The sequence below is a fragment of the Sphingopyxis sp. Geo25 genome, from assembly GCF_949769135.1.
In the GTDB taxonomy this organism is placed as follows: domain Bacteria; phylum Pseudomonadota; class Alphaproteobacteria; order Sphingomonadales; family Sphingomonadaceae; genus Sphingopyxis.
The window spans coordinates 1,044,196-1,070,443 of record NZ_CATKOZ010000001.1 but is presented as its reverse complement, the minus strand read 5'-3'; the positions used below and the strand labels follow the sequence as shown (position 1 = coordinate 1,070,443).

The 26,248-nt window shown below is 63.7% G+C and carries 27 protein-coding genes and 2 tRNA genes; 15 read left to right on the top strand and 14 right to left on the bottom strand.

What is annotated here, in order from left to right; translation table 11 throughout:
• Positions 1-47: 47 nt before the first annotated feature.
• Positions 48-1,349 carry an MFS transporter gene (locus tag QOL68_RS05345; RefSeq protein WP_231729098.1) on the top strand — a complete coding sequence of 434 codons (1,302 nt, stop codon included), beginning with the start codon at positions 48-50 and terminating at the stop codon, positions 1,347-1,349.
• On the opposite strand, the gene QOL68_RS05340 is transcribed toward QOL68_RS05345, so the two are convergent.
• Complete coding sequence (locus QOL68_RS05340) at positions 1,346-3,673, bottom strand: CDC48 family AAA ATPase (RefSeq protein ID WP_282947600.1); 2,328 nt, start codon at positions 3,671-3,673, stop codon at positions 1,346-1,348. The two genes, QOL68_RS05345 and QOL68_RS05340, sit on opposite strands and share 4 nt — an antisense overlap.
• Before the next feature lie 160 nt (positions 3,674-3,833).
• Here QOL68_RS05340 and QOL68_RS05335 point away from each other — a divergent pair, with 160 nt between their 5' ends.
• Positions 3,834-4,712 (top strand): LysR substrate-binding domain-containing protein, encoded by an 879-nt coding sequence (locus QOL68_RS05335; protein ID WP_282947598.1) that lies wholly within the window; start codon positions 3,834-3,836, stop codon positions 4,710-4,712.
• Between the two features lie 6 nt (positions 4,713-4,718).
• Here QOL68_RS05335 and QOL68_RS05330 read toward each other — a convergent pair whose 3' ends face one another.
• Complete coding sequence (locus QOL68_RS05330; RefSeq protein WP_502957373.1) at positions 4,719-5,792, bottom strand: AI-2E family transporter; 1,074 nt, start codon at positions 5,790-5,792, stop codon at positions 4,719-4,721.
• 86 nt (positions 5,793-5,878) lie between these two features.
• Positions 5,879-5,953: transfer RNA gene (locus QOL68_RS05325), tRNA-Thr, on the bottom strand.
• Positions 5,954-6,069: 116 nt separating this feature from the next.
• Between QOL68_RS05325 and QOL68_RS05320 the strand changes: the two genes are divergently transcribed.
• Positions 6,070-6,198 (top strand): hypothetical protein, encoded by a 129-nt coding sequence (locus QOL68_RS05320; RefSeq protein WP_269433198.1) that lies wholly within the window; start codon positions 6,070-6,072, stop codon positions 6,196-6,198.
• On the opposite strand, the gene QOL68_RS05315 is transcribed toward QOL68_RS05320, so the two are convergent.
• Together QOL68_RS05315 and QOL68_RS05310 are read right to left on the bottom strand one after the other, a co-directional pair.
• The gene (locus tag QOL68_RS05315) at positions 6,188-6,502 is read right to left on the bottom strand and encodes a DUF1905 domain-containing protein (protein ID WP_204994245.1); all 315 of its coding nucleotides are present in this window, start codon (positions 6,500-6,502) and stop codon (positions 6,188-6,190) included. The genes QOL68_RS05320 and QOL68_RS05315 overlap by 11 nt on opposite strands.
• Positions 6,503-6,507: 5 nt before the next feature.
• On the bottom strand, positions 6,508-7,533 hold the full coding sequence (locus tag QOL68_RS05310; protein ID WP_282947592.1) for a peptidylprolyl isomerase: 1,026 nt from the start codon (positions 7,531-7,533) through the stop codon (positions 6,508-6,510).
• Positions 7,534-7,660: 127 nt separating this feature from the next.
• Between QOL68_RS05310 and QOL68_RS05305 the strand changes: the two genes are divergently transcribed.
• Positions 7,661-7,751 (top strand) — tRNA-Ser (locus QOL68_RS05305).
• 277 nt (positions 7,752-8,028) lie between these two features.
• Here the strand turns inward: QOL68_RS05305 and QOL68_RS05300 are convergent.
• Positions 8,029-8,718, bottom strand: coding sequence for a Crp/Fnr family transcriptional regulator (locus tag QOL68_RS05300; RefSeq protein WP_282947590.1), 690 nt, complete (start codon positions 8,716-8,718; stop codon positions 8,029-8,031).
• Positions 8,719-9,136: 418 nt separating this feature from the next.
• Between QOL68_RS05300 and QOL68_RS05295 the strand changes: the two genes are divergently transcribed.
• From QOL68_RS05295 to QOL68_RS05265, 7 genes are all read left to right on the top strand, one after another.
• Positions 9,137-9,796: a hydrolase gene (locus QOL68_RS05295; RefSeq protein ID WP_058453896.1), complete on the top strand. Its 660-nt coding sequence runs from the start codon at positions 9,137-9,139 to the stop codon at positions 9,794-9,796.
• Positions 9,797-9,865: 69 nt separating this feature from the next.
• The gene (locus QOL68_RS05290; RefSeq protein WP_215352991.1) at positions 9,866-10,702 is read left to right on the top strand and encodes an alpha/beta fold hydrolase; all 837 of its coding nucleotides are present in this window, start codon (positions 9,866-9,868) and stop codon (positions 10,700-10,702) included.
• A 23-nt stretch (positions 10,703-10,725) separates the two neighbouring features.
• Complete coding sequence (locus tag QOL68_RS05285) at positions 10,726-10,974, top strand: DUF1427 family protein (protein WP_204994098.1); 249 nt, start codon at positions 10,726-10,728, stop codon at positions 10,972-10,974.
• Positions 10,971-12,902, top strand: a complete 1,932-nt coding sequence (locus QOL68_RS05280) for an amidohydrolase (protein WP_282947584.1) — start codon at positions 10,971-10,973, stop codon at positions 12,900-12,902. The genes QOL68_RS05285 and QOL68_RS05280 overlap by 4 nt, the downstream gene beginning before the upstream one ends.
• A 3-nt stretch (positions 12,903-12,905) precedes the next feature.
• Positions 12,906-13,316: a DoxX family protein gene (locus QOL68_RS05275; protein ID WP_282947582.1), complete on the top strand. Its 411-nt coding sequence runs from the start codon at positions 12,906-12,908 to the stop codon at positions 13,314-13,316.
• The gene (locus tag QOL68_RS05270; RefSeq protein WP_282947580.1) at positions 13,313-14,893 is read left to right on the top strand and encodes an MFS transporter; all 1,581 of its coding nucleotides are present in this window, start codon (positions 13,313-13,315) and stop codon (positions 14,891-14,893) included. Before QOL68_RS05275 ends, QOL68_RS05270 begins: the two co-directional genes overlap by 4 nt.
• A complete protein-coding gene (locus QOL68_RS05265) occupies positions 14,893-16,251 on the top strand; it encodes an alginate export family protein (RefSeq protein ID WP_282947578.1) in 1,359 nt (452 codons plus the stop codon). The genes QOL68_RS05270 and QOL68_RS05265 overlap by 1 nt, the downstream gene beginning before the upstream one ends.
• On the opposite strand, the gene QOL68_RS05260 is transcribed toward QOL68_RS05265, so the two are convergent.
• The gene (locus QOL68_RS05260; protein ID WP_204994103.1) at positions 16,248-17,177 is read right to left on the bottom strand and encodes a LysR family transcriptional regulator; all 930 of its coding nucleotides are present in this window, start codon (positions 17,175-17,177) and stop codon (positions 16,248-16,250) included. The two genes, QOL68_RS05265 and QOL68_RS05260, sit on opposite strands and share 4 nt — an antisense overlap.
• Positions 17,178-17,290: 113 nt before the next feature.
• Here QOL68_RS05260 and QOL68_RS05255 point away from each other — a divergent pair, with 113 nt between their 5' ends.
• On the top strand, positions 17,291-17,989 hold the full coding sequence (locus QOL68_RS05255) for a pirin family protein (RefSeq protein ID WP_282947575.1): 699 nt from the start codon (positions 17,291-17,293) through the stop codon (positions 17,987-17,989).
• A gap of 36 nt (positions 17,990-18,025) precedes the next feature.
• Here the strand turns inward: QOL68_RS05255 and QOL68_RS05250 are convergent, their stop codons facing one another.
• From QOL68_RS05250 to QOL68_RS05225, 6 genes are all read right to left on the bottom strand, one after another.
• Positions 18,026-18,370 (bottom strand): UBP-type zinc finger domain-containing protein, encoded by a 345-nt coding sequence (locus tag QOL68_RS05250; protein ID WP_282947573.1) that lies wholly within the window; start codon positions 18,368-18,370, stop codon positions 18,026-18,028.
• A 13-nt stretch (positions 18,371-18,383) separates the two neighbouring features.
• Positions 18,384-18,938 carry a methylated-DNA--[protein]-cysteine S-methyltransferase gene (locus tag QOL68_RS05245; protein WP_282947571.1) on the bottom strand — a complete coding sequence of 185 codons (555 nt, stop codon included), beginning with the start codon at positions 18,936-18,938 and terminating at the stop codon, positions 18,384-18,386.
• Between the two features lie 94 nt (positions 18,939-19,032).
• Positions 19,033-19,491 carry a retropepsin-like aspartic protease family protein gene (locus QOL68_RS05240; RefSeq protein ID WP_058453906.1) on the bottom strand — a complete coding sequence of 153 codons (459 nt, stop codon included), beginning with the start codon at positions 19,489-19,491 and terminating at the stop codon, positions 19,033-19,035.
• Positions 19,492-19,626: 135 nt separating this feature from the next.
• Positions 19,627-20,496, bottom strand: coding sequence for a hypothetical protein (locus QOL68_RS05235; RefSeq protein ID WP_204994105.1), 870 nt, complete (start codon positions 20,494-20,496; stop codon positions 19,627-19,629).
• Positions 20,497-20,513: 17 nt separating this feature from the next.
• Positions 20,514-21,236: a PEP-CTERM sorting domain-containing protein gene (locus QOL68_RS05230; RefSeq protein WP_204994106.1), complete on the bottom strand. Its 723-nt coding sequence runs from the start codon at positions 21,234-21,236 to the stop codon at positions 20,514-20,516.
• A gap of 126 nt (positions 21,237-21,362) precedes the next feature.
• Complete coding sequence (locus tag QOL68_RS05225) at positions 21,363-22,235, bottom strand: EpsD family peptidyl-prolyl cis-trans isomerase (protein WP_204994107.1); 873 nt, start codon at positions 22,233-22,235, stop codon at positions 21,363-21,365.
• 98 nt (positions 22,236-22,333) lie between these two features.
• On the opposite strand from QOL68_RS05225, the gene QOL68_RS05220 reads away from it, so the two are divergent.
• Positions 22,334-22,588 (top strand): XrtV sorting system accessory protein, encoded by a 255-nt coding sequence (locus QOL68_RS05220; protein WP_058453909.1) that lies wholly within the window; start codon positions 22,334-22,336, stop codon positions 22,586-22,588.
• Here QOL68_RS05220 and xrtV read toward each other — a convergent pair.
• Entirely contained in the window at positions 22,585-23,493 is a 909-nt protein-coding gene (gene xrtV, locus QOL68_RS05215; protein ID WP_282947566.1) for an exosortase V, read from the bottom strand. The genes QOL68_RS05220 and xrtV overlap by 4 nt on opposite strands.
• 265 nt (positions 23,494-23,758) lie before the next feature.
• Between xrtV and QOL68_RS05210 the strand changes: the two genes are divergently transcribed.
• Positions 23,759-25,135, top strand: coding sequence for an oligosaccharide flippase family protein (locus QOL68_RS05210; protein WP_282947564.1), 1,377 nt, complete (start codon positions 23,759-23,761; stop codon positions 25,133-25,135).
• Positions 25,136-25,218: 83 nt separating this feature from the next.
• The gene (locus QOL68_RS05205) at positions 25,219-26,232 is read left to right on the top strand and encodes a glycosyltransferase 61 family protein (protein WP_282947562.1); all 1,014 of its coding nucleotides are present in this window, start codon (positions 25,219-25,221) and stop codon (positions 26,230-26,232) included.
• Positions 26,233-26,248: the final 16 nt, after the last annotated feature.

Below are 26,248 nucleotides of genomic sequence, written 5' to 3'. Positions count from 1 at the left end.
ACGGGGAGGGGCAACCCGCAACGAACTATGCGCAAAAAGGGGACCAAGTGACTGCCGCATCGCGATCGATTCCAGCCGACCGCATGGCCGTGCTGTTCGCGATCATGCTCGTAGCCGCGGCGGGCAATACCGCGATGCAGTCGATCCTCCCCGCTATCGGCGCCAAGCTCCACATTCCCGACGTATGGGTCAGCCTGGCGTTCAGCTGGTCGGCACTGCTCTGGGTGCTGACCGCACCGCATTGGGCGCGGCAATCGGACAAGCGCGGGCGCAAAGCGTTGATGGCGCTAGGGGTCATCGGCTTCTTTTCGTCGATGGCGCTGTGCGGCCTGACCTTGTGGGCCGGACTCGAGGGCTATCTGGCCGCTGGTTTCACCTTCATTGTCTTCGCAATCTTTCGCAGCCTTTATGGCGGGTTGGGATCGGCATCTCCCCCCGCGGTGCAGGCCTATGTCGCTTCGCGCACCGACCCCGAACAGCGCACGCAGGCGCTGTCGCTTGTCTCCTCCTCCTTTGGCCTGGGTACGGTGATCGGACCCGCGATCGCGCCTTTCTTCATTCTGCCCATGGTCGGCCTCGCTGGCCCCTTGCTGGTCTTCGCGCTGATCGGACTGATCGTGCTCGTCATGCTGCGCTGGCGCCTGCCCGACGACGTGCCACGATTCGCCGCGCGCGGCGCGATTGCTTCCTACCCCCTGTCGGCGGGCCCGTCGGAACCAACGGCAGAAGAGGAAAATGAACTCGACCCAGCCGAACAGGAACCGCTTCACTGGCGCGACCGCCGCGTCCGGCCATGGCTGCTCGCGGGCTTCTTCGGCGGTCAGGCGCAGGCGATGATGCTGGGCGTCGTCGGCTTCCTGATTCTCGACCGCCTGCACCTGCGGCTGAAACCCGATGAGGGCGCGGCGATTACCGGCATCGTACTGATGGCCGGCGCCTTCGCAACGTTGCTCGCGCAATGGGGGCTGATCCCGATCCTGAAGCTGACGCCGCGGCCGACCGTGCTCGCGGGTGCCGCCCTCGCCATCCTCGGCATCTTGATGACCGGGCTCGCACAGGATCTGCACGCGATCGTCATCGGTTTCGCGTCGGCATCGCTCGGCTTTGGCCTGTTCCGTCCCGGCTTCACTGCCGGCGCGTCGCTATCGGTCCCGCGCCGCGACCAAGGCGCGGTCGCCGGCATGACCGCGTCGATCAACGGATCGGCGTATATCATCTCACCCGCGATCGGCGTGCTGCTCTACAACTGGCACCCGATGGTCGCCTACGGGCTGATGGCGGCCTTCTGCGTCTGGCTGATGGTGTGGGGCTGGTCCGCGCTCAGGCAGGACCAGCCCGCAAACTCTTAGTCCTTCGTCGGTTCGCCCGCGTGCTTCTGCTCGCGAACCGGCTTCAGCATCCCCGGCGCAAAGAAGCCGATCGGGTCGACGCTCATCGCCTGCTGCTTGATCTCGCCCTGGATCTTTTCATAATCCTTTTCCATCGCCTCGGTCACCGACGCGCGCGTGTCCTTTAACGCCGCCTCGAAGTCCTCCAGCGTGACCAGATCGCTGTTGATCGAACGTTTGAGCGCCGCGAGACCCGCGCGGCGCACCAGATCCTCCAGATCGGCGCCCGTGAAGCGATCGGCCTTTTCGGCAAGCGCAGCCAGATCGACGTCCTTCGCGAGCGGCATCCGCGACGTATGGATTTCGAGGATGCGCTTCCGCCCCTCGGCGCTCGGTACCGACACATAGATCAGTTCGTCTAGCCGTCCGGGGCGCAGCAGCGCCGGATCGATCAGGTTCGGGCGGTTCGTCGCGCCGATCACGACAACCGATTGCATTTCCTCGATCCCGTCCATCTCGGCGAGAATCGTGTTGACGACACGCTCGGTCACCTGCGGCTCGCCCGACGTGCCGCTGCCGCGCGCGGGCACCAGGCTGTCGAGTTCGTCGATGAAGATGATCGTCGGTGCCACCGCCCGCGCCCGCGCGAACAGGCGCGCGATCTGCTGCTCGCTCTCGCCATACCATTTGGACAGGAGATCGGACGACTTGATCGCGATGAAATTGGCGTCGGACTCGCGCGCCGCTGCCTTCGCAAGCAAGGTTTTGCCTGTCCCCGGTGGGCCATAGAGCAGGAAGCCTTTGGCCGGGCGGATGCCGAGCCGACGGAACGCTTCGGGATGCTTCAAGGGGAGTTCGATTCCCTCGATCAGCTTGTCGCGCGCCGCGTCGAGCCCGCCGATGTCGCTCCAGCGCGTATTCGGCGCCTGCACCATCACCTCGCGCATCGCCGAGGGCTGGACGCGTTTCAGTGCGCCCAGAAAATCGTCGCGGGTCACGCGAACCCCTTCGAGCACCTCGGGCGGAATCGTTCCTTCCTCGAGGTCGATCTTGGGCATGATCCGCCGCACCGCCTCGATGGCAGCCTCGCGCGTCAGCGCCGCCATGTCGGCGCCAACGAAGCCGAAGGTCGTGCGCGCCAGTTCGTCGAGGTCGACGTCGTCACCCAGCGGCATACCGCGCGTGTGAATGCCCAGTATCTCGCGTCGTCCCTTCTCGTCGGGCACGCCGATCACGATTTCGCGGTCGAAGCGACCGGGACGCCGCAGCGCCTCGTCGATCGCGTCGGGGCGGTTGGTCGCGGCAATGACGACAAGGTTGGTCCGCGGCTCGAGCCCGTCCATCAGCGTCAGCAACTGCGCGACGATGCGCTTCTCGGCCTCACCGGTCACTTGTCCGCGTTTGGGCGCGATCGAATCGATCTCGTCGATGAACAGGATCGACGGCGCTGCTTTGGTCGCCTGCTCGAAAATCTCGCGCAGCCGCTTTTCGGACTCGCCATAGGCGCTGCCCATGATCTCGGGGCCGTTGATCAGGAAGAATTGCGCGTCGCTTTCGTTGGCGACAGCACGCGCGAGCCGCGTCTTGCCGGTGCCCGGCGGGCCGTGCAGCAAAACCCCGCGCGGCGGATCGACGCCGAGGCGCTGGAACAACTCGGGGTAACGAAGCGGCAATTCGACCATCTCGCGGAGTTGATTGATCGTGTCACCAAGCCCGCCGAGATCGTCATAAGTGACGTCGGTACGCCGCGCGTCCTGCGGCTCCTGATATTCCGCGAGCAGTTCGACCTCGGTATTCTCGTCGATATACACGATCCCCTTGGGGTTCGCCGACACGACGATCAGGCGCACCTCGGCAAGCGCATAGGCGGGCGCGTTGAGCATCTGGCGAAGCTGCGGCGGCATGTCGCCCGCCGGAAGTCGCTGCTGCCCGGCGGTCGCCACCGTGTCGCCGGCGACGAGCGGCCGGCCGAAAAAGCTGCGTTTCAGCGCCATCGCCGAGCCTTGCAGGCGAAGATTTTCCTGCGCTGGCGCAAAGGTCACCCGCGTCGCGGGTCGCATTTCGGCACGGCTCAGTGCCACCATATCGCCGGCGCCCGCGCCCGCATTGGCGCGTTGCAGGCCATCGAGACGAATAACCTCCAGCCCCTCATCCTCGGGGTAGGGCGCGACGACCCGCGCCGCGGTGTCGCGTTTGGCGCTGATCTGGACGACATCGCCCTCGGTCAGGCCCAGTTCGGCCATCGCGGTGCGCGGGATTCGCGCGATTCCGGCGCCGCTTTCCTCGGCCCGCAACGTCGCCACCTGCAGTTTGACCTGCTTTTCCTTTATTGCCGCATCGGCCAAGGCGTATCTCCCGCAAAAAGGTCGGAATGCGCAAGATAGGGCGATCGCTCGCGATTTTCGAGCCCCGAGAGCGCGTAATATTCGAACGATACTATGCCGCACTGCACAAATTGTCTGGCATGTCCGATATCGCCATGCCATCATCCGCCGAGAGACGCACATGCCACGCCTTCCTCCCCTCAGCAGCATGGAGGCCTTTCTGGAGGTCGCCCGCCATGGCACGGTGAAAGCCGCCGCCAGCGAGCTCGGCTTGTCGATGCCCGCCCTGTCGCGGCGCATCCAGACGCTGGAACATGCCGTCGGGCGGCCGCTGTTCAACCGCCATCACCATGGTCTCCGGCTCACCGAGACGGGGCGAGAAATGCAGGATCAGCTCTCGCCGATCCTCGACGAGCTGCGCGGCGTGATCGAAAAGGCGGGCAGCCCAGACGCGTCGCTCCGCCTCCATCTCAACGTCCTGCCGCTCTTTGCACAGCAACGGCTGTTTCCGCGCCTGCCCGAACTGAGGCGCGACCATCCCGAACTGCACATCGATATCGACACCATGTCGCACGCCGAAGCGCGGCTCGGCGAAGGGATCGACGTCGCCATCGCGCTCGCCCGATCGATCGACCCCATGCTCTATGCGGCGCGCCTCGACCAGGACAAGGTGTTCCCGATCGCGGCGCGGACGCTGACCGACGGGGGCCGCGCGATCGCCGTGCCCGAACAGCTCCAGCGCCAGACGATCCTGCTCCACCGCGAAATGCCAGAAACCTTCGCCGAATGGAAAAAGGCGATCGGGATGCCCTATCTCGAGCCCGCCGGGATCGACTTCTTCGATTCAGGCCCGCTGATGCTCGAAGCGGCCGCGCAGGGGATCGGCGTTGCCTTCATGCACGGTCACCATTTCGACGACGCCCATGATCCGCGCCTCGTCCGCCTCTTCGATTTCGATGTCGACAGTCCGTACAGCTATTGGTTCGTCTGCCGCCCGCGCGCGCTACGCCAGCCGGCGGTCAAGCTGTTTCACGACTGGTTGCTGGGCGCCCGGATCTGAGCGCCCTCAGGCCGACGCCTCGGTCCGCATCGTCGCGGCGATATCCCATACCGCGATGAACATCGCGGCGATCACCGGGCCGATCACGATGCCGTGCAGGCCGAAAAGCTGGAGCCCGCCGAGCGTCGTGATCAGCACGACATAATCGGGAATGCGCGTTTCGCGTCCGACGAGTACCGGCCGCACCACATTGTCGACCATCCCGATCACGAACAGGCCGCAGAATACGAGCACGACGCCCTGCCAGATCGATCCCGACAGGAAAAGATAGAGCGCCATCGGCACCCACACGAGCCCGGTGCCCACCGCAGGAAGCAGCGAAGCCGCGCCCATCAACACCCCCCACAGCAGCGCAGCCTCGATCCCCAGCGCCCAGAGGACGATACCGCCGATCAGGCCCTGCAGGATCGCGACGACGATGCTCCCTTTGATCGTCGCGCGCACCACCACGATGAACCGTTCGACCAGAAGCTGCAGATGGTCGGTCTGCAGGGGAATTGCGGCGCTGACGCGCTGCTGGATCGTCTCTCCGTCGCGAATGAGGAAGAAAGCGAGGTAGAGCATCACCATCAGCTTGACGAACAGGTCGAAAACCCCCTGCCCGATCGACAGGGCCTGGCCCAGCACCGCGCGGACCCCTGCCGCGGCGCCGCCGCCGAACATGTCTTTCACGGCGGCAATGTTGCCGATCCCGAGCCGGTCGAGCGCATCCGACAGCCATGCGGGAATTGCCGATTCGAACGCGACGAAGATTTGTTCGGGATCAAGGTTGCCCGACTGGATCCGCTGATACACCGAGGCAGCCTCGTTGAGCAGCGCGACGGTCAGCAATGCGGCGGGCAGCACGACGATCGCCAGAATCATCAGCAGCGTAAGCAGGGCCGCGCCGTTACGCCGGGCCGGCATGACGGCCAGCAGGCGGCGATAGGCGGGCTCGAACAAGATCGCGACGATCACCGCCCACAGGATCGCGGCGAAATAGGGCAGCAGAATTGCGGCGAAGGCCAGCGAGACGCTGATCAGCACGACCAGGAACGCCCAATAGCCGCTCGCCCTCGCTCCTCTGCCGTCGCTCACCACATGTCCCCTCGGTCGCCGCGCGCGGCGTACAGCAATCCTAGCCCGGGGGGCGAGCCCCGGTAAAGTCGGAAACGAAGGCGGAAAAATGGTGCTGCTGGAGAGGATTGAACTCTCGACCTCACCCTTACCAAGGGTGCGCTCTACCACTGAGCTACAGCAGCGTCCGGGGCGCCCGGGAACGCCTGTTCGCGGGGCAGGCGCGGCCTATGGCGGGGCGGCCTTCGCCTGTCAAGGTGCGAGACTTGACGCCGGGTCGATTTCCCCGCATCGCCGCCGCGTGAGCAAGCCGCCCTCCCCCGCCGACCTCGAACGCGAGCGCCGCCTCGCCGAGGCGCTCCGCGCCAATCTGCGCAAACGCAAGGCGCAGGCTCGCGAAGCCAGGCCCGATACGCCGCCTAAAGACTGACGGTCACCGTCACATCGTCGCCTTCAACCATCCCTTCGGCCTTGCGCACCGCAGCCTTGACTGGCAGCAACCAGCCGCCGCTTTCCTTGTGGGGAAACACCGATGTGCTCCAGATCGTGTCGCCGATCGTCGCGCGTACCTTGGCCGATCCGAAGCCCTTGCGGCCATCGAGCCATTGCCCGCTGATCGCCGCGAGCCTTATTCCATCGGCGACGTCGCCCGAAATAGTGACGAAAAACCACGCCGCCGGCGCGGTCGCCGACTGCCAGCGCCAAAGCCGCGTCGTGACGGTGAAATCCTCCAAGGCGGCTATTTCGCTTCGACCGGCCGGATCGGAATGGGAATGTTGCAGATATCTGCGCCGCCCGCCGGACGAATGAAAAAGGGATCGCGGCGGTTGGCGCGTGCGTCCGCATAGCGTCGAAAGCTTTCGCTGTCGGTCGACAGATATTCGAACCGCGGCCGTTCGGCGACAGGCAATTCCGTCGCCACGCGGATCGACATGATCGGCACCCGTTCAGCCCCGGTCTCGTAGAAACCCAGCGCCCCGGTCCCCCGGGGCAGGCTCGACAAATGCTCAATCCCGCGAACAACGCGTCCGACCAGGGCAATATTGCGGTCGAGATGGCGGGGTGCTTGCCCGATAACCACATAGAGTTCGGCACCCGACCCGGTATCGGGAGACATATTGCGGCCGACGCCGACCATGCCATAGCAGTGCAGCGGCCACCGTTGATCGGGCACCTTGCGATCGTCGAGACCGATCGGCCAACCCGATTCGAAGGTTACCCTCGGCGCATAGGCGTCGGTTGCCGGTTCGAAGCTGCTTCCATATATGTCGAGCCCTCGGTCTCTATCCATCCTTCCTGCCCGCCGCGCCGCTTCGTCCTTGGATAGGATGATGACCGGCTTTCCGCCGCTCGTCGTATCTTTGCTGGCGGGGTCGGAAACAACATATTCGCTCTCGGGCACCGTCACCAAATCTTGGGGCAACGGCTTCTTCTCGGTCGCGTCACCCCATTGCACGACATAATTGTCCTGCACCCGGTTGACGCTCGTCCCGTCCCACCAATGCGCGGCGGCGAGCTTGCGGATATTCCCGATCCAGCCTCGGCTGAAGGGTGCGGGCATGAGCTGGATGACGACGCGCCGCGGCTTGCCCTTCGCATCCGGAGCAAGATCCATCACGAGCAGATCGGAAGGTGCGATGGCGATCCAATCCGTCGCAGGCGCGGCGGCCGCAATTTCGCCCGGCGACGGGGTCGGCGCGGGTTCCTCGGCATAAGCGGGAAGGACGAGCGAAGCGGCGGCGGCCGCCAGAAGCAGGTGTCTCATGCGACGTGTCTGCCACGCCCAATCGGCTTGCGAAAGACCCGCCAAGCGATTAGGGCGCGCGTTCCAGTGCGAATTGGATAGCACCCGATTCACGCTCCGTGCTTCGCACGAAACGACCGGGTGCAGCGGAGCGGTGGCCGAGTGGTCGAAGGCGCTCGCCTGGAAAGTGAGTATACGTCAAAAGCGTATCGAGGGTTCGAATCCCTCCCGCTCCGCCATTCAATATCGAGTTTGTTATTTTTTCCGACATGGTTCCAAAGACTGTGTTGCTGAGGGCTCGGTTGGCGAGGATCAACAAGGAGGCTGCGCCGCCAATTTCCGGCGCCGGGGAGATACCTTTGAAACGCGGGAGCAAAGCCTGGCAGTCATGGCCGTTCAGGAAGGACCCCATTTTTCCCGTCGGGCACATTCTCAGTCACTTGACGTGAAAGCGCCGATGAGGTGGAGGAACCCAGTCACTTTGACGCTAGTCCCCCGACTGACGCCGGCGGCCGGTCAGCCTGCCATCATTTCCATCGCCGCGCGGTCGTTGATCACGATTTCGCGGCGAGATGGCAGGTCGAGCAGGCCGTCGGCGCGCATTTTGGTGAGCTGGCGGCTCGTCGTCTCGATCGTCAGGCCCAATATGTCGGCGATCTGCTGGCGGCCGAAGGGCAGTTCGAACCCGGCCTGCGTGTCGGCATGACACCCCTGCCCCGATAATCGTTCCGACATCTCAAGCAGGAATGACGCCACCTTTTCCGATGCGGACTTGCGTCCAAGCAGCATCATCCAATGCCGTGCGCGGTCGAGTTCATCGAGCGTGCGGCGGAGCAATTTCTGCTGGAGGTCGGGGTGATTGCCCGCAAACTCGTCGAAGTTGCTGCGATTGAAGATGCACACTTCCGCATCGGTCATCGCGGTGACGCTGTAGGGGCTTTCCTTGCCGAACGGGCGTCCGATGAAGTCGGACGGAAAGACCACCCCAACGATCTGCTCGCGCCCGTCCGCGGTCGACACGACGAGCTTCAGCACGCCCTCGAGGACATTCGCGACGACGGGCGCACCGTCGCCTTCCCAAAGCAGGGTCTGTCCGGCCCGTACCTTTTGTCGGCGTCCCATCTTGCCCAGTGCAGCAAGCTCCGCCGGGCTGAGGCTCGCACAAATCGCACGGTTTCGGACAACGCAGGTCGCACAATCGGTCACGGGCCCGCCTTACAGGACGCAAGCCGCTTTGCAAAGCGTAGCGGGTCGCGCCTTGGCGCTCGGGCGACGGGAATGGCGGCCCTGTCTCGACCGGACAGGGTCTCCCGCCGCCGAACGGTACGTCGCGCAGGCGAGGCCGACCGATAGCCCCATGACAGATCCTCGGGTCCGGCGGCGGCGATTTGATCGTTGCGGCGATGTTGTCATACAATTATCCTGCTCGCGCCGGGATGCATCTCCCGCGACCGGATTCGGAGCTCGAACGAAAGGAGCAGGACCGCAGCACTTCGCCATCTTTTCTATTTTATAGAATAGATGGAACAATTTTATATGTCTATTTCGCATAAATGAGACTGCCTAAACCATGGCCATCCCCGGACGGTTCGGGGCCCGCGCTTTCAAACAAGGAGTTTCAGCCATGTCCATCAAAGCCACCCCGACCCCCGCCAAAGCTCTGCTCGACCCGAGTAACCATGCGCTCATCCTGATCGACTATCAGTCGCAGATGGCCTTTGCCACCAAGTCGATCGCCCCCGAACTGCTCCGCAACAATGCCGCGCTGATCGCCAATGGCGCCGCGGGCTTCAAGGTTCCGACGATCCTGACCACCGTCGCCGAAAAGAGCTTCTCCGGCCCGATGTTCAACGAGGTCACCGATCCCTTCCCCGGCCAGAAGCTGCTCGACCGCACGTCGATGAACACCTGGGAAGATGCCGGTGTGATTGAAGAGGTCAACCGCATCGGCAAGGACCGGCTGGTTTTCGCGGGCCTGTGGACGTCGGTCTGCATCGTCGGCCCGACGCTGTCGGCGCTCGAACAGGGCTATGAGGTCTATGTGATTACCGACGCGAGCGGCGACATTTCGACCGAAGCGCACGAACGTGCGGTCGAGCGTATGATCCAGGCGGGTGCGCGTCCGATGACCGCCCTTCAATATCTCCTCGAACTGCAGCGCGACTGGGCGCGCGCCGAAACCTATGACCTCACCACCGGCATCGCCCGCAAATGGGGCGGCGCCTACGGCATCGGCATCACCTATGCCAAGACGATGTTCGGCGCCTCCGAAGGCGGTCACTGAACCCCTCCCCTGCGGCCGGACTCTCGGGTCCGGCCGTTTCTTTTGAAGCGACCCTGAAAGGACAATGTCATGAGCTACGTCACCACCAAGGACGGCACCCAAATCTTCTACAAGGATTGGGGACCGAAGGACGCCCAGCCGATCGTATTCCACCACGGCTGGCCGCTGTCAGCGGACGACTGGGACACGCAGATGCTGTTCTTCCTGGCCAACGGCTATCGGGTCGTCGCGCACGACCGGCGCGGGCACGGCCGATCGGCGCAGGTCTCGGACGGCCATGACATGGCGCATTATGCCGCGGACGCCGCGGCGGTCGTCGATCATCTCGACCTGCGCGACGCCGTCCACATCGGTCACTCGACCGGCGGCGGGCAGGTTGCCGCCTATGTCGCGCGCCACGGCCTGCCCGCGGGCCGCGTCGCCAAGGCGGTTCTGGTCAGCGCGGTGCCGCCGATCATGCTCAAGACCGAGCGCTATCCGGGCGGCCTGCCGATCGAGGTGTTCGACGGGCTGCGCGCCGGGCTCGCTGCCAATCGCGCGCAATTCTTTCGCGACGTCGCGGCCGGTCCCTTCTACGGCTTCAACCGGCCCGGCGCGAAGGTCGACGAGGGCGTGATCGACAATTGGTGGCGCCAGGGCATGATGGGTAGCGCGAAGGCACATTACGAAGGCATCAAGGCCTTCTCCGAGACCGACCAGACCGACGACTTGAAGGCGATCACCGTGCCGACGCTCGTGCTGCATGGCGACGACGACCAGATCGTGCCCTACAAGAATGCCGGTGTGCTGCAGGCCGAAATCCTGCCCAATGCCACGCTGAAAATCTATGAGGGTTTTCCGCACGGGATGCTGACGACTCACGCCGACATCCTCAACGCCGACTTGCTGGCCTTCGTGAAGGCCTGACGCAAAGAGGGAGGACGGACATCGTGAAAATCTATCTCGTCTCGCTGGGAGCGGGATTGCTGGTTGGCGTCATCTACAGCCTGCTCGGTGTCCGTTCTCCCGCCCCGCCGATCGTTGCGCTGATCGGTCTCGGGGGTATTCTGCTCGGCGAGCAACTCGTGCCCATAGCCAAGCGCATCGCCGACCGCCCCGAACTCGCCCGCTTCGTCCGCGAAGATTGTGCCGAGCATGTTCTGGGGCCGCTGCCCGACAACAAGGATTGCGGGTCATGAGCCCGCTGACCCGTCGCCAGACGCTCGCCGGCGCCGCCACCACCGCGCTTCTCACTGCAACGGAAAGTTTCGCCATGCGCCCGAAAGACCTGATCATCGTCAACGCCAAGGTCACCACCCTCGACCGCGCAAACCCGGTCGCCGAGGCGGTCGCGATCCGCGACGGCAAGTTCCTGAGTGTCGGCAGCGAGGCCGAAGCCCGCGCGGCAGCCGGTTCCGACGCCGATATCATCGACGCCAAGGGCCGCCGCCTGATTCCTGGGCTGATCGACAGCCACATCCATGTCATCCGCGGCGGGCTCAATTATAATATGGAGCTGCGCTGGGACGGTGTGCCCAGCCTTGCCGATGCGATGGCGATGCTGAAACGCCAGGCCGCGAACACCCCCCCGCCGCAATGGGTCCGCGTCGTCGGCGGCTTTACCGAGCATCAGTTCGCCGAAAAGCGCCTGCCGACGCTGGACGAGATCAACGCCGCCGCGCCCGATACGCCGGTGTTCATCCTCCACCTCTACGACCGCGCGCTGCTCAATGCCGCGGCGCTGAGCGCCGTTGGCTATACGAAGGACACGCCGAACCCGCCGGGCGGCGAGATCGTTCGCGACGCCGCGGGCAACCCGACCGGTCTTCTGCTCGCCCAGCCCAACGCGACGATCCTCTATTCGACCCTCGCCAAGGGGCCGAAGCTTCCGGAAGACTATCAGGTCAATTCGACGAAGCATTTCATGCGCGAATTGAATTCGCTCGGGGTCACCAGCGTCATCGACGCGGGCGGCGGCTACCAGAATTATCCCGACGACTATGCGATCATCGAGAAGCTCCACCAGGACGGCGAGATGACGCTGCGCATCGCGTACAACCTCTTCACGCAGAAGCCGAAAGAGGAACTCAAGGATTTCGCGACCTGGTCGACCAAGGTGAAACCCGGCGACGGCGACGACACCTATCGGCACAATGGCGCGGGCGAGATGCTCGTCTACTCGGCCGCCGATTTCGAGGATTTCCGGGTCGAACGCCCCGACATGCCGCCGAACATGGAGGCCGACCTCGAACCCGTCATCCGCCTGCTCGCCGAACGCCGGTGGCCGTGGCGCCTCCATGCCACCTACGACCAGACCATTGGCCGCGCGCTCGACGTGTTCGAGAAGGTGAACCGGGACATTCCGCTCAAGGGGCTCAACTGGTTCTTCGACCATGCCGAGACGATCAGCGAGCGCAATATCGATCGCATTGCCGCGCTCGGCGGCGGGATCGCGGTACAGCACCGGATGATGTTCCAGGGCGAATATTTCATCGAACGCTATGGTGCGAAAGCCGCAGAGGCGACGCCGCCGATCAAGCGGATGATGGAAGCCGGCCTACCGGTCGGCGCGGGCACCGACGCGACGCGCGTCGCGAGCTATAATCCGTGGGTCTCGTTGTCGTGGCTGGTCACCGGCAAGACGCTCGGCGGCGCGACGCTCTATCCCGTCCGCAACCGGCTCGACCGCGAGACAGCGCTGCGCCTCTGGACCGAGGCGAACACATGGTTCTCGAACGAGGTCGGCAAGAAGGGCCAGATCAAGGCCGGCCAGCTCGCCGACCTTGCGCTGCTGTCGGACGATTATTTCGGTGTCGCCGAAAGCGAGATTGTCCACCTCCGGTCGGTGCTGACCTTGCTCGGCGGCAAGGTGGTGCATGGTGAGGGCGACTATGGCCCGATCGCCCCCGCGCTGCCGAAACCAATGCCCGACTGGTCGCCAGTTGCGACCTTCGGCGGCTATTATCGTCGACCCGAAGCTAAGCAGAAAATGGCGGCGGCATGCGGCTGCGCCAGTGCCTGCGCGGTTCACGGCCACGACCATGCCGCGGCGCTCGGCGCCAATGTGCCAGCTGCCGATGTGCAGAGCTTCTGGGGCGCGTTCGGCTGCGGCTGCTGGGCGGTCTGACCCATGAATACTCCAGCCCCGATCGCCCGCCTGCTTGAAGACAATCGCTTCGCGATCCTCGCTGCAACGCTCCTCACCCTCCCCTATTGGACGAGCGGCATCGCCAAGCTCACCGACCTGCCCGGCGCGCTCGGCGAGGCCCGGCATTTCGCGCTCGAGCCCGCGATGCTGACCGTCGCCGCGACGATCCTCGTCCAGATCGGCGGTTCGCTGCTGATCATCCTCGGTCGCCAGGCCTGGCTCGGCGCGGGCGCGCTCGGGGTGTTCACCGCGATCGCGACGCTGATCGCGCATCCCTTCTGGCAGGTCGCCGATCCGATGACGCGCTTTCACGAGCGCAACACCTTCCTTGAGCATATCGGGCTGATCGGCGGACTGATGCTGGCCGCGATCCTGCGCGACCGAAAGGCATGACCGAGCCCGCCCAGCCCGACCAGCGCCCGCTGGCGAACCCCGTTTTCCGCGCGCTGTGGATCGCAACCGTCGTCTCGAACATCGGCACCTGGATGCACGACGTCGGCGCGGGCTGGCTGATGACCTCGTTGTCGCCCGACCCGTTGATGGTCGCGCTGGTGCAGGCCGCGACGACCTTTCCGATGTTCGTCCTCGCGCTCCCCGCCGGAGCGCTCGCCGACATCGTCGATCGGCGAAAGCTGCTGATCGGCGCCCAGCTCTTCGGCCTTGTCGCCGCGATGACGCTCGCGGCGATCACGCTCGCAGGCTTCACGACCGCGTGGATCCTGCTCGTTTTCACGGCAGCGATCGCGATGGGTGCCGCCTTTTCGGCGCCCGCCTTCCAGGCGATCGTCCCCGAACTCGTCCCGAGGCCCGCGCTGCAACAGGCAGTCGCGCTCAATTCGCTCGGGGTCAATATCGCGCGCGCGATCGGCCCCGCGCTCGGCGGGCTGATCATCGCTGCCTCGGGACCCGGCGCAGTGTTCGCCGCCAACGCGCTCTCGATCCTCGGCATATTGACGGTCCTCGCCCGCTGGCGGCGCGTCGCGCCCGATCGCCACCTCCCCGCCGAGCATATGGTCGGCGCCATGCGCGCCGGGCTCCGCTATGCGCTGCGCGCGCCGGAACTGCAGGTGGTGCTGATCCGGTCGGTCGGCTTCTTCCTCTTTGCAAGCGGGCTCTGGGCGCTGCTCCCGATCATCGCGCGGCGCGACCTCGAGCTGGGCCCGCTCGGCTATGGCGGCCTGCTTACCTTCATGGGGCTTGGCGCGATCACGGGCGCACTGGTGATGCCGAAGCTGCGCAGCAGGATGGGCGCGAATGCGATCACGCTCGCCGCTTCGATCCTGCTCGCAATCGCCATGGCCGGCCTTTCGCAAGCCGTCGCGTTCGCGGCAGCGGCGGCGGCACTCTTCGTTGCGGGTCTCGCGTGGATCGCGATGATGGCGTCGCTGAACGGCGGCGCGCAGGCAAGCTCGCCCGGATGGGTCAAGGCGCGCGCGCTCGCGATCTATCTCCTCGTTTTCCAGGGATCGATGGCGGCGGGCTCGACCTTATGGGGCTCGGTCGCCTCGGCAATCGGCGTGCCGTCAACGCTGCTCGTCGCGGCCGGTCTGCTCATCGCCGCCAGCCTCATCCTCGCCTGGCGCTTCCCGCTCGACCGCGCGAGCACGCTCGACCTTGCCCCGTCGTCGCATTGGCCCGCACCGCTCGTCGACGGCACGGTCGAACATGACAGCGGCCCGGTGCTCGTGACGATCGAATATCGCGTCGATCCGGCGAAGCTGCCCGACTTCTTCGCCGCGATTCAGGACATGCGCCGCATCCGTCGCCGCGACGGCGCGATCCACTGGGGCGTCTATGAGGATACGGCGGCACCCGGCATGGTCATCGAAACCTTTACCGTCGAAAGTTGGCTCGAGCATCTGCGCCAGCACGACCGCGTCACCAACGCCGACCGCGTGCAGCAGGAGGCGCTCTCCGCTTATCTGATCGGCGATGGCCCGCCCGTGGTGCGCCATTTCGTCACCCGTTGATGCGCCTTCTTCTGCTCCTCACCGCGCTCGCGCCCGCGACCGCCTTTGCCCAATCGGTCGAGCAGACCAATTTGCGCTATGACGAGGATTGGTCGGTGTTGCGCGATGCGCCGCGCGAGGGCTGGCGGCAGGCCAAATATGTACCGCTGGGCGAGACGGGCGATGCCTATCTGACCCTCGGCGGCGAAGCGCGGGCGCGGTTCGAGGGCTTCGACAATAATCTGTGGGGCAGCCCGCCTGCCCCCGACGACGGGTATCTCTGGCTCCGCGTCATGCCGCACGCCGATTTGCACGCCGGTCCGGCACGCGTCTTCGTGCAGGGCATCGCGGGCCATGCGCGCGGCGTCGGCGCGGGCAAAGGCCCCGCCGACGAAACGGGGATCGACCTGCTGCAAGGGTTCGGCGACCTTCGGTTGACGCTCGGGACGGATAGCAGCCTCACGCTGCGCGGCGGGCGCGAACTGATGGCGCTGGGGTCGGAGCGGCTTGTCGGCATCCGCTATGGCCCCAACATCCCACAGGCCTTCGACGGGGTCCGAGCGATCGCGGAGCATGGCGCTTTTCGCGTCGACGCCTTCCACCTGCGCCCCGTCGCGATTGGCGGCGGCGATTTCGACGACAAGACATCCAAGACGCGCCGCCTCGACGGCATCTATACGACGCTTGCGCCCGCGAAAGGCATCGGCGTCGACGCCTATTGGCTCGGCTATGCGGATGACGGCGCGCGCTTCACCAGCCGCAGCGGACGCGAAACGCGCGATACGTTCGGCCTCCGCTTCTTCGGCAAGCGCGGCGCCCTCGGCTGGAACTGGGAGGCGATGCTTCAACGCGGCCATTTCGACGGTGACCGCATCCGCGCCTGGTCGCTCGCGACCGAAACCGCATTGAGCTTCCCGCAGGCACCGCTGGGGCCGCGGCTTCGCCTGCGCGCCAATATCGCGAGCGGCGACCGCCATCCCGCCGACGGCAAGCTCGGCACCTTCAACGCACTCTTTCCCAAGGGCAAATATTTCGGCGAACTCTCGCCGATCGGGCCGCGCAACATCGTGAACCTCCATCCCAGCGTCGATTTCGATCTGGGCAAGGGCGTTACACTCGAACTCGTCGCGGTACGGTTCTGGCGCGAAAGCCGCGGTGACGGCATTTACGACATTCCCGGCGGCCTCCTCCGACCCGCCGGGGGCAGCCGGGCGCGCCATATCGGCGATCAGGCCGAGATTTCGGTCGGCTGGCAGGCGAGCGAAATCCTGTCCTTTTCGGCCTCCCTCTCGGCCTTCCGCGCTGGCGCCTTCCTCCGCGACACCGGCCCTGCGCGCACGATCCGCATGGTCGGCGCCGAAGCGATGCTCAAGCTTTAAAGGTCGATCATCCCGGCGAGTTCGGCATCGTCGCGGCCAAGCTCGACGAACTGCTCGAGCAGCCACGACGCGGCGGGTCCCGGCGGCGTATCGCGCCGCCACACCCCCGCGAAGCGATAGGTGCCGCCCGGGTGATCGGGCATCGCAAGCCGGATCAGCGTGCCCGCGACCAGATCGGCCTCGATCATCGGCAGCGGCATATTGCCCCAGCCGACGCCCTCGCGCAGCAGCGCGTGCTTGGCGCCCAGATCGGCAAGCCGCCACGTCTTGGGACTCATCACCGAATAGTCGCGTCCTTCGGTAGAGCGCGACCGGTCGGTGAGCACGAGCTGCGTGTAATCGCGCCCCGCACCGGGCGGGATACGCTCCATCCGGCCGAGCGGATGGTCGGGCGCGGCGACCGGGACCATCGGGATCGAGCCCGCCGCGATGCATTCGACACCGTCGACCCCCGCCGCGAGCGGTCCCGAAATGCCGACGATCGCACGGCGGTCGAGGATCATTGCGGTGATCGCCCCCAGCGCCTCGACGTGCAGGCGAAGCTGGACGGTCGGAAACTCGACCGCGAAAGCGCGCAGCACCTTGCCGAGCCGCTCGGCGGGCAGCATCACGTCGACCGCCAGATCGACCTCGGCCTCCAACCCGTCGAGCATCCCCTTCACCTTGGCGCGCAGCCCGTCGATCCCGAGCGAGATCGCGCGTGCCTCGGCGAGCAGAGCGCGCCCGGCGACCGTGAGCTGCGGCTTGCGCGTCCCCTCGCGCTCGAAGAGGATCAGGCCGAGCTGCGCCTCGAGGTTGGCGATGCCATAGCTGATCACCGAAACCGCACGATTGAGCCGCCGCCCCGCCGCGGCGAAACTACCGGTGTCGACGATCGCGAGGAAGATGCGAAGCTGGTCGAGCGTCGGCGTGCCGGGGTTGCTCACTTTTCTATTTCCTCGAACGTTTCGATGAAATTTATCCCACTCAAACCGCAGGATCGCAATCCCTAAATCGCCTGCAACGGCGGCCTTTCCGGCCTGCCTCTCGGAGACACGTCATGATCGAACTTCGGCCTTTCGACAGCCTCGGTGCCGCCAACCACGGCTGGCTCGACGCGCATCATCATTTTTCCTTCGCCGGCTATCACGATCCCGCGCGGACGAGCTGGGGCAATCTGCGCGTCTGGAACGACGACACCATCGCGCCGCAGACCGGCTTCCCGCCGCATCCGCACCGCGATATGGAAATCATCACCTATGTCCGCGAGGGCGCGATCACGCACCAGGACAGCCTTGGCAACAAGGGCCGCACCGAAGCGGGCGACGTCCAGGTAATGAGCGCCGGCACCGGCATTCGCCATTCGGAATATAATCTCGAGGACGTGACCACGAAGATTTTTCAGATCTGGATTATCCCGACCCGCGACGGCGAACCGCCGCAATGGGGTGCCAAGCCCTTTCCCAAGGGCGAACGCTCGGGCAAGTTCGTGACGCTCGCCTCGGGCTATGAAAACGACAATGACGCGCTGCCGATCCGCACCGACGCGCGCGTCGTCGGCGCGACGCTCCGCGCGGGCGAGACGGCGGAATATCCGCTAGGCAAGAACCGCAAGGCCTATCTCGTCCCCGCCAAGGGCGCGGTGCAGATCGACGACGTCCGCGTCAACGCCCGCGATGGCGCCGCGATCAGCGACATCGACGTGCTGCGCGTCACCGCGATCGAGGACAGTGAAATCGTCCTCGTCGACGCGGCCTGATCCCCGGGGCGGCGCGGCACCTCGTCGTCGCGCCGTCTATTGCCGGAGCCGACTGATCCAGTCCGCCGGCACCGCGCCTAGCGGACCGGGTACCGGCTGCGCGGCCGGGTGACTCGTCGGCGGGGCAAGCTGCGGCCCGGTTAGTGGCACGCCCTGCCGGTAATCCCAGAACCAGTCCTCGCCCGGTTCGAACGACTGGATGAAGGGGTGACCGGTCGCTTCGAAGTGCGCGGACGCGTGCTGCGCAGGCGAGGAATCGCAGCAGCCGATATGGCCGCAGGTGGCGCAGCGGCGCAGGTGGAACCACCAGCCGCCATGCTCCAGACATTCGGCGCAGCCGGTTCCCGACGGCGGAACCGATGGATCGATGTCGCTGCTCATGCCGCATTCTCCATCAGAAATCGAAGCCTTGCTGCGCCGGTTCGGGCTGCGCCACACCCTCCAGCGCGAGCATTCGGGCCTTCGAGATCGCACCGCCCGGGGCCGAAAAGCCCCCGATCTTTCCGCCCGCTGCCATGACCCGGTGGCAGGGAACGATCAGCGGTACCGGATTGCGCGCCATTGCCTGGCCGACGCTCCGCGCATATTCGGGACCGACGCCCAGCATCCGCGCAACCGCGCCATAGGTTGTCGTCTCACCCCAGCCGAGCTGACGCACGATGTCATAAACCCTTGTAAAGAAAAGCTCCTGCGGGCCAAGATCGATGGGAACATCCGAAAAATCGACGCGCTGACCCGCGAAATAGCGACGGATCGCGTCGATAACCACGGCCACCTCCGGCGGTGGGTCGGCACGCACGGCGTCAGGCAGGTGCCGCGCAATCGCTCGTTCGCTGTCTTGCGCGCTCGGCGCGGGCAGGCGCAGGCTGTTGATGCCGGAGGCGTTCCACCCGATCGCAGCGACACCTGCCGCAGTCTCCAAAAGCTGAAAGTGGCTCTGCCCCGACATGTGCGGCTCCCATTTAGGAAGCCTGAATATAGGGAGCCCGGGTTTCGCGCCACAGTTTCCGGCCGCTTTCGTCACCCTTTTGATGGGCGGGGGTTCAGCGCGCCAGCGTCAGTCTGTCACCGTCGATGTGGATGCTGTCGAACTGCGCGAGGGCATTTTGCCCCAGCAGCGATACGCCGACATCGCGCCGCGGGACGGCCGCCTTCAGATTGCGGATCGGGTGGCCGTCGAATTCGATCTCGCGGATGACGATCCAGTCGACCGCCACGGGCCCCGCCGCAGTCAGCACCGCCTGCGTATCGCCCGTGACGACATAGCCGCCGAGCTTGCGGGCATCGGCGTGGCTCAGGACGACATGGCTTGCGCCGGTATCGACAAGAAACCGGATTGACCCCGCCGCCAGCTTTCCATCGATATAGAATAGGCCGTTGTCCGACCGCATTGCGCCCGACCGCGTTCCGCCTTCGGCCGGACCGCCCGCCGCGCCTCCAGCCGAAAATGCGGTCGCAGGCCCCTGTCCCGGTTCGGACACGACCAGCGGCGACGTAACCATCGACGTCAATGCTCCGGCAAGAAAGATGGCAGAGGCCCGCATTCGGCCGCTTTAGGCGCGGCAATTTGACCTTCGGTTTCCCCGTGTGGCTAACGGTGCATTAACCGGAATTTGCCTCCGGTGCGACCGGCCCGGTCAGCCGACCGTTTCTTTGGCCTCTTTGGCTTCCTCTTCGAGGCGTTTCACGCGCCGCGACTGCAGTACGCCGAACAGCAGGAGGAATACCGACAGGATCGTCCACTGGATCACCTGCAGCCAATATCGCACCTTGAGCGAATATTCGTCGCGATAGAGGGTGTAATAGGGATCGCTGATACCCACGCCGAGTGCGTTGAACAGGACGCGGATCGGGCCGGGCAATCCACCTTCGACCAGGATTCCCGACCAGGACGGGCGTTGGGTCGTCTCGGCAAGCCGCTTCCTGCTCTTTGCTTCAAGCTGCACGAAGAAGGTCGCGGCGCCTTTTCCGGCGGGCCGGTACGGCGAAAAGGCCATCCGGTCGTCGGCGATATACCAATCCTGTCCGAAGAAGACGATGGTGCCGAGCTCACCGCCGACCAGCCTCGCCGGACCTTCGATGATCGCCACCGAACCCGCGTCGCTCGCGGCAATCGTCTGCCGCCGGCCGTCGGTGCCCGGCAGGGCGAACAGGATATAGGCGATAAAGCCGAGAATGACGCCGAGGGCGACAACCGCAAAGCTGTAGAATATCACGCGGAGCGTCTTGGCCCGCTTGATCTGGACCTCGAGCGGCGGCTCCACCTCCGGCTCCGGGTCGCGTTTGCGGAGAATGCGCAGGATGAGCCACGCCGGGAAGACGGCCAGAAGGAACAGGAACAAGAAGGTAAGCAACGGCGCATAAGCGCCGAAATGACCGATCTGCCATTCGGCAAGCCGCGCAAAGCAGCCGCGATATGTGGCTCCTTCCCACAGGAAATAGAGACCGCACAGCGCGATCCATACGCGAATAGCCAGTTTGCGAAGGGGCGTGGAGCGCGTCGACATGAACGGAGCGCGAAGCCTCAGGCGTTTGCGGCTGGCTGGAAACCAGCGCGGCGACGAAGGCGCATCGTCATTCCGACCCCGAACAGGCCGAGGATGAGCGATAGCCAGGTCGCCGGTTCGGGAACCGCCGGCGGCTGGTTCGGATCGCCGCCGCTGCTGGTCGTACCACCACTACTGCTGGTCGTCCCGCCGCTGCTGGTCGTCGTCCCGCCGCTGCTCGTTCCCCCGCCGCTGCTGCCCCCCGACGAACTGCTCGTCGTACCCGGGGGCGGTGTGCTCGCCGAAAACACATTGTTCGCGATGGGACCGAGCGCCGGCGCCGCCAGTGCAAGCACCGGAGGCCCGGCAGCGGGGGCAGCGGCAAACGCCTCGGTGGCAGCCGTACCGGTCGGGTCCGGGACCGCCGCCGCGCCGTCGGACGGCGCCGCGATGACCGGACCGTCGCGGCGCGCAATGGTGGCGAAGTCGCGATCGCGCAGGGCACGGCGCACCCTGTTGCGCGGCAGGCGCGTGGCCTTCGCGATCGGCACCGCCGCATCGGGTTCATCGGCGTAGCTGCCGTCATCCACCTCTTCCGAGGGTGGAATGGCCATCGCCGCCATCGCGCTGGCACCCTGCCCCGGAATTCCAAGGATCGCACGGTCTTCAAGACGCGTAAAACCGATCAGCAGGACACCCAGGATCAGCGCGATGCGCGTCGTCCTGTACCGTGACGGCTTGCTACCCTCACTTGCTTCCATGCTTCGGCAACCCCCACAATACGATTCGTGTCACCTATTGGTAGCATAGCGGATGCTTTTCAACAAATTAGCTGTCTCGACATGGCACAGTTCCACTGCGCCGCGCCGGGACGGCACCCGCGAATGCTACGATCCTGGAGTGGCCGCCTTTGCCGGCGCCTTGGCAGGCGCCTTGGCCGCGGGCGGCTCGAGCCCCGCCTGATAGGTGATGTTCGCCTTGGCCCGCGCCTCGTCGACGCGCTTCTTGAGGACCGCCCCCAGATTCTCGGCGCGCATGACCTGCGCCGCCATCGGCCCCGCATCCTGCTCGCTGACCGGAACGGGTTGCTGGCCGACGATGACGCTCACGATGACCTTGCCCTGTGTCGGGATAATGAAAGGCTCCCCGTCCGGAAGCGCCAGGATCTGCTTCATCACTGCCGCCGGAACGACGCCCGAATCGATGCTGTTCTTGCCCTTTTGGTAGGTGATCGCCTTTTGCTTCAGCGTCGCCTCGACGTCCGCGAGCGACCGCGCTGCCTGCAGGTCCTTCAGGATCTTCTGGTCGCTCGGCATATCGAAGCTGATCTGGTCGACCATATAGGCGGTGCGCTGGCCGAACCGGCCGGGATTGTCGGCGATGAATTTCTTTACCGCGGCCGCTTCCGGCACCCGGACGGTGTCGGCGGTCTTCTTGCCGTACATGCTGACGAGCAGCTCTTCCTTCAGGCGGCGTTCGCGAATGATGTACAGGGGATCGCGGTCGAGCCCGTCTTCCTTGGCGACCTGCGCCATCAGCCGGCGGTTGATGATCTGCTGCAGCATCTGCCGCTGCACCGCCTTCTTGTCGCCCGCCGGGGGGTTCGGAAGTTCCGCGATTTCGGCGTTGAGCTCCTGCTGCGTGATCTCCTCGCCATTGACGACGGCGACCACCTGCCCCGTCGGTTCCTTGTCGCATCCGTGGAGGACGATGGCGGCGGCGCAAATATAGGCGAGCCTTGCAGTTATAGCGGTTTTCACTTACGCCCCCAAAAGTTTCGAGCAGTGCAACAGGCAAGATGCCTAAGCTGCTGGCTGCATAGCGATTTACGCGACCGCAATACAATGGGGAAACCGAATTGGAAACTGTCTACGATTGGATCACGGTTGCCATATTCGTCGGCCTGGCGGTACTCTTTCTCCAGCGCTCCTCCGAAGAGGAGCCGCGCGACAAAATCTATCATTACGCCCCGCCGGCCATCGGATGCGCGATCGCCAACTATCTGGGCAATGAGGGATATATGGTCGGGTCGGTCGTGCTGATCGTCGGCATCCTCGCCTATATCCATTACATCCTCAAACCCTTCGCGCCGTCCGACAGCAACGCGAACTAATCGCCGGCGGGTTTCCCGGCCGCGAAGCGCCAGACCCGCTGCAGCAGCTTGTCGAGCACATAGATCGTCACCAGCGAGATCGCGAAGGTCGTGAGCCCCGCAAAATTGTGCAGGAACCCCTGCGCCGCGGCCTCCCCCCAATAATAGGTGATGAGGATGAGCAGCAACACGCGCATCAGGTTCGAAAAGACCGCGACCGGGATCGCCGCTGCGACCAGCACCGCCATGTAGCGCCAGTTCGCCCGGTGGCTCATATAGACGTAGAAGAGCGTCAGGGCCGACAGCGTGATGAGCGAATTCAATCCCGCACAGGCGGCCGCGACCAGCAACTGATATTGCCCGATCTGGATCGTGACGCCGGCACTGGCAATCGGATAGCCGAGGAAATACAGCAGCGAGACCGCGCTCTGGCTGATCCATATCTTCAGCGGATTGGTCAGCGCGGCAACGAGGCTGTCGGGAAGCGGCACCGCGAACAACAGGTACAGCAGCGGAAACCACAGCCGCTGCAACGCCGCGGCGCCGACAAATGCATAGAGCAACGCCCCGATGAGCGCATAGAGCGCATAGACCTCCAACTCGATCACCGCCGCGATACGGAACAGCACGAGCGAGAGCGCGGTCACGAATATGGCGCCGAACGCCTTCCACGCGGCGGGTTTGTGCTGCACCGGACGCGTTTCCGGCAGCATCCTGACAAACAGCCATATCCCCGATGCCAGAACCAGCGGGCCGTGCGAGCCCTGCTCGGTCGACCAGCTTTGCGTGGCGATGAACCGCCATGTCGGAAACGACACCAGGGCCAGTCCCAGAAGGGCCGGCCAGTAACGCTCCGCCCATGCGAGCGCGGATTGTTTTACCACAGGGTTACCCGAAGCGTGCAATGTCGACTTTCGCCTTTGCATCGGGCAAGCAGGCCCTCCGCCACGATGGCGGTCACCGATCTCTCCCTGATGCACGCGACTAGCAAAACATCCGATCCTTTCGCAAGCCGGATGATGATGGGCATGCGGGGCGAGACGCCGATTCAGCGCGAACCGCACCGAAGCGGTTCAGAATGGGGCGAAAGCTGTGCGATTTGCCTTCGCGTAAACGGAGCTTTTTGCTCGACAAGATGCGCGCGAATGCTACCGCGTCGCGGGTGACGACATTTCATGCAGTCAAACCGGATTGGGCCAGCCGATTGTGGACCTAAAGCACCAGCTGACTTCGCTGAAGTCGATCTTCCTTGGTCAAGGCGACACCACCTCACTCCGCGGCCGGGCGATGAATTCGGGCGCGTGGATCGGTGCCGGATTTGCGGTGCAGAAGGCTCTGCAGTTCGGGTCCAACCTGATCCTGACGCGCCTGCTGTTTCCCGAAGCCTTTGGCCTGATGGCGCTGGCGACCGTGTTCCTGGTCGGGCTTGCCATGTTCTCCGATGTCGGCATAAAGCCAGCAATTATTCGAGACCCTCGCGGCGATGATCCCGATTTCCTGAATACGGCTTGGACTATCCAAGTTATCCGGGGCCTGATCCTGTGCGTCGTGGGCGCCCTCATCGCCTATCCCATATCGCTGATTTACGGGCAGCCCATTCTGTTTCCACTTCTTGCCCTGCTAAGCACCACGGCGGCGATATCCGGGTTCAGTTCCATTTCTTTGGCCACGGCCGAACGAAGACTAAATTTTCGCAGCGTCACGATTATTCAAATAGTATCTCAGGTTCTGTCCATCTTTCTGCTGGTGCTTCTATCATATGTCTACAGGTCGGTTTGGTCTCTCGCTTTCGCGAATGTGATAAGCACTATCGCGACTGTCGCGATGAGCCATCTCGTTTTTCGTGAACACTCCCATCGTCTCCTGTTACAGCCCTCGTCGACGAAATCCCTCTTCCATTTCGGCCGCTGGGTATTTCTGTCGACCCTCGCCACCTATTTGGGCGGGGAAGGACTCAGGGCCGTTCAAGGGGGTCTGATTTCTCCGGCGGAATTCGGCGTTCTGACGATTGCCTACACGATTGCAGGAATTCCAAACGACCTAGCGATGAGGCTGTCCGCATCGATTGGACTTCCAGCCCTCGCCGAAACCTATCGAACGGCTCCCGATCGTGCCTACGCCGTCCTGCACGCCTTACGAATGCGCACCCTCGGGATATCCCTGACGCTTTTCGTCGGGGCAATATTGGCCGCACAGCCGGCTATCAGTCTATTGTATGACCCACGCTATCATTCGGCGGCGGATTATCTCGTCGCGCTGTGCGTGGGCAATGCGATCGCGGCGATCGCGTCCGGCTACAATGGCGCCATTTTGGCGATGGGGCAGGCGTCGACCTATTTTCTGATCATCGCCTCGCTGGCAATTATCCGCGTAACGGCGGTCGCAGCGGGGTTCCACGTCCACGGAATTATAGGGATGCTATATGGGATCGCTTGTGGAAACCTGCTGTACGTGGCGATTACATGGATCGCCTCATTCCGTTTAAAAATCTTAGATATTAAAACTGATATCCTTTCCATGGGCATATTTTTTATATTTTCGGCATTCCCATACATACTATTCAAGTAAACGATGTTTACATTAAAAGTTGGAAATATATTTGTAAAATGCTCCATTCATCAAAATCGATATTGCGCCAAGCATATGTTAGATTGAAATCAAAAATCGGATTTAAAAATGATTTTTTTAGGTGGGCCGTTGACCGAGAGGATCTTTGTGAACCTGAATGGATCAGCGGACCGCCGGCAAAAGTCATTGATGGGCAGTATGAAAGGATAATAGGGGCCGCCTTCGATGTACCTGTCGAAGAAGAGATATCGTGCCTGAAAGGCGCGCCGAGGCTAACAAAGCCGTCGACTATATATAAATTTTCCGACGTCGTTATAGCCAATAGCTGGATAATAAATCGGGAGAGTTTTGAAATATTCGGATGGCCTAAAAGCGAATGGCAGCTTTCGGTAAAGGACCATATTTCATCAGCGGCTCTGACTAACTCCTTCCAGGGATCCAGATATTTTGGCCATTGGTTAAGAGACGACTGCGCCACCGCGCTGATTTTGGAAGAATTATTCGATAGAAGAATTAATTCACCCCAGCCGGATTGGGCAGATGCGCGAGCATACGCCGACGCTTTTAGGCTACCGCACTCGACCACCACGACCAGCGCCTTCATCGACGAAATGTACTACTGCCATGACATTGGCCAGAACAGTCACAAAGCCCGCCGTTTTGATATTCTCCGAAAAAGAATCAGAACCAAAGTCAAAGCGAGCGATAGCGGACGTATCGTTTATATCGCGAGAGGTTCCTCGGCATCCGCACGGCCATTTCTAAATGAAGAGGAGGTCATCAAAGAATTGAGCAAGAGGGGCGTAAAAATTGTTTTCCCGGAACAAAAGTCTACGTATCAATTTCTGGAAGAAATAATGGACGCCCGGATCATTATTGGGGTCGAAGGAAGTCAATTTTCCCACGCGCTGTATGCGCTTAAGGAAAGTCACAGCGGGATCTTGGTTATACAACCTCCCGAACGTGTATTCACCGCGCATCTCGATTGGTCCAGAGTCATGGGTTTCGATTTCGGAATGGTGGTCGGAAACAAAAGAGGCACGGGATTTGAGGTTCCATATGAAGACATATTCATGACCCTCGACCTGTTCAAATGAACCGCCACCAGCGGGC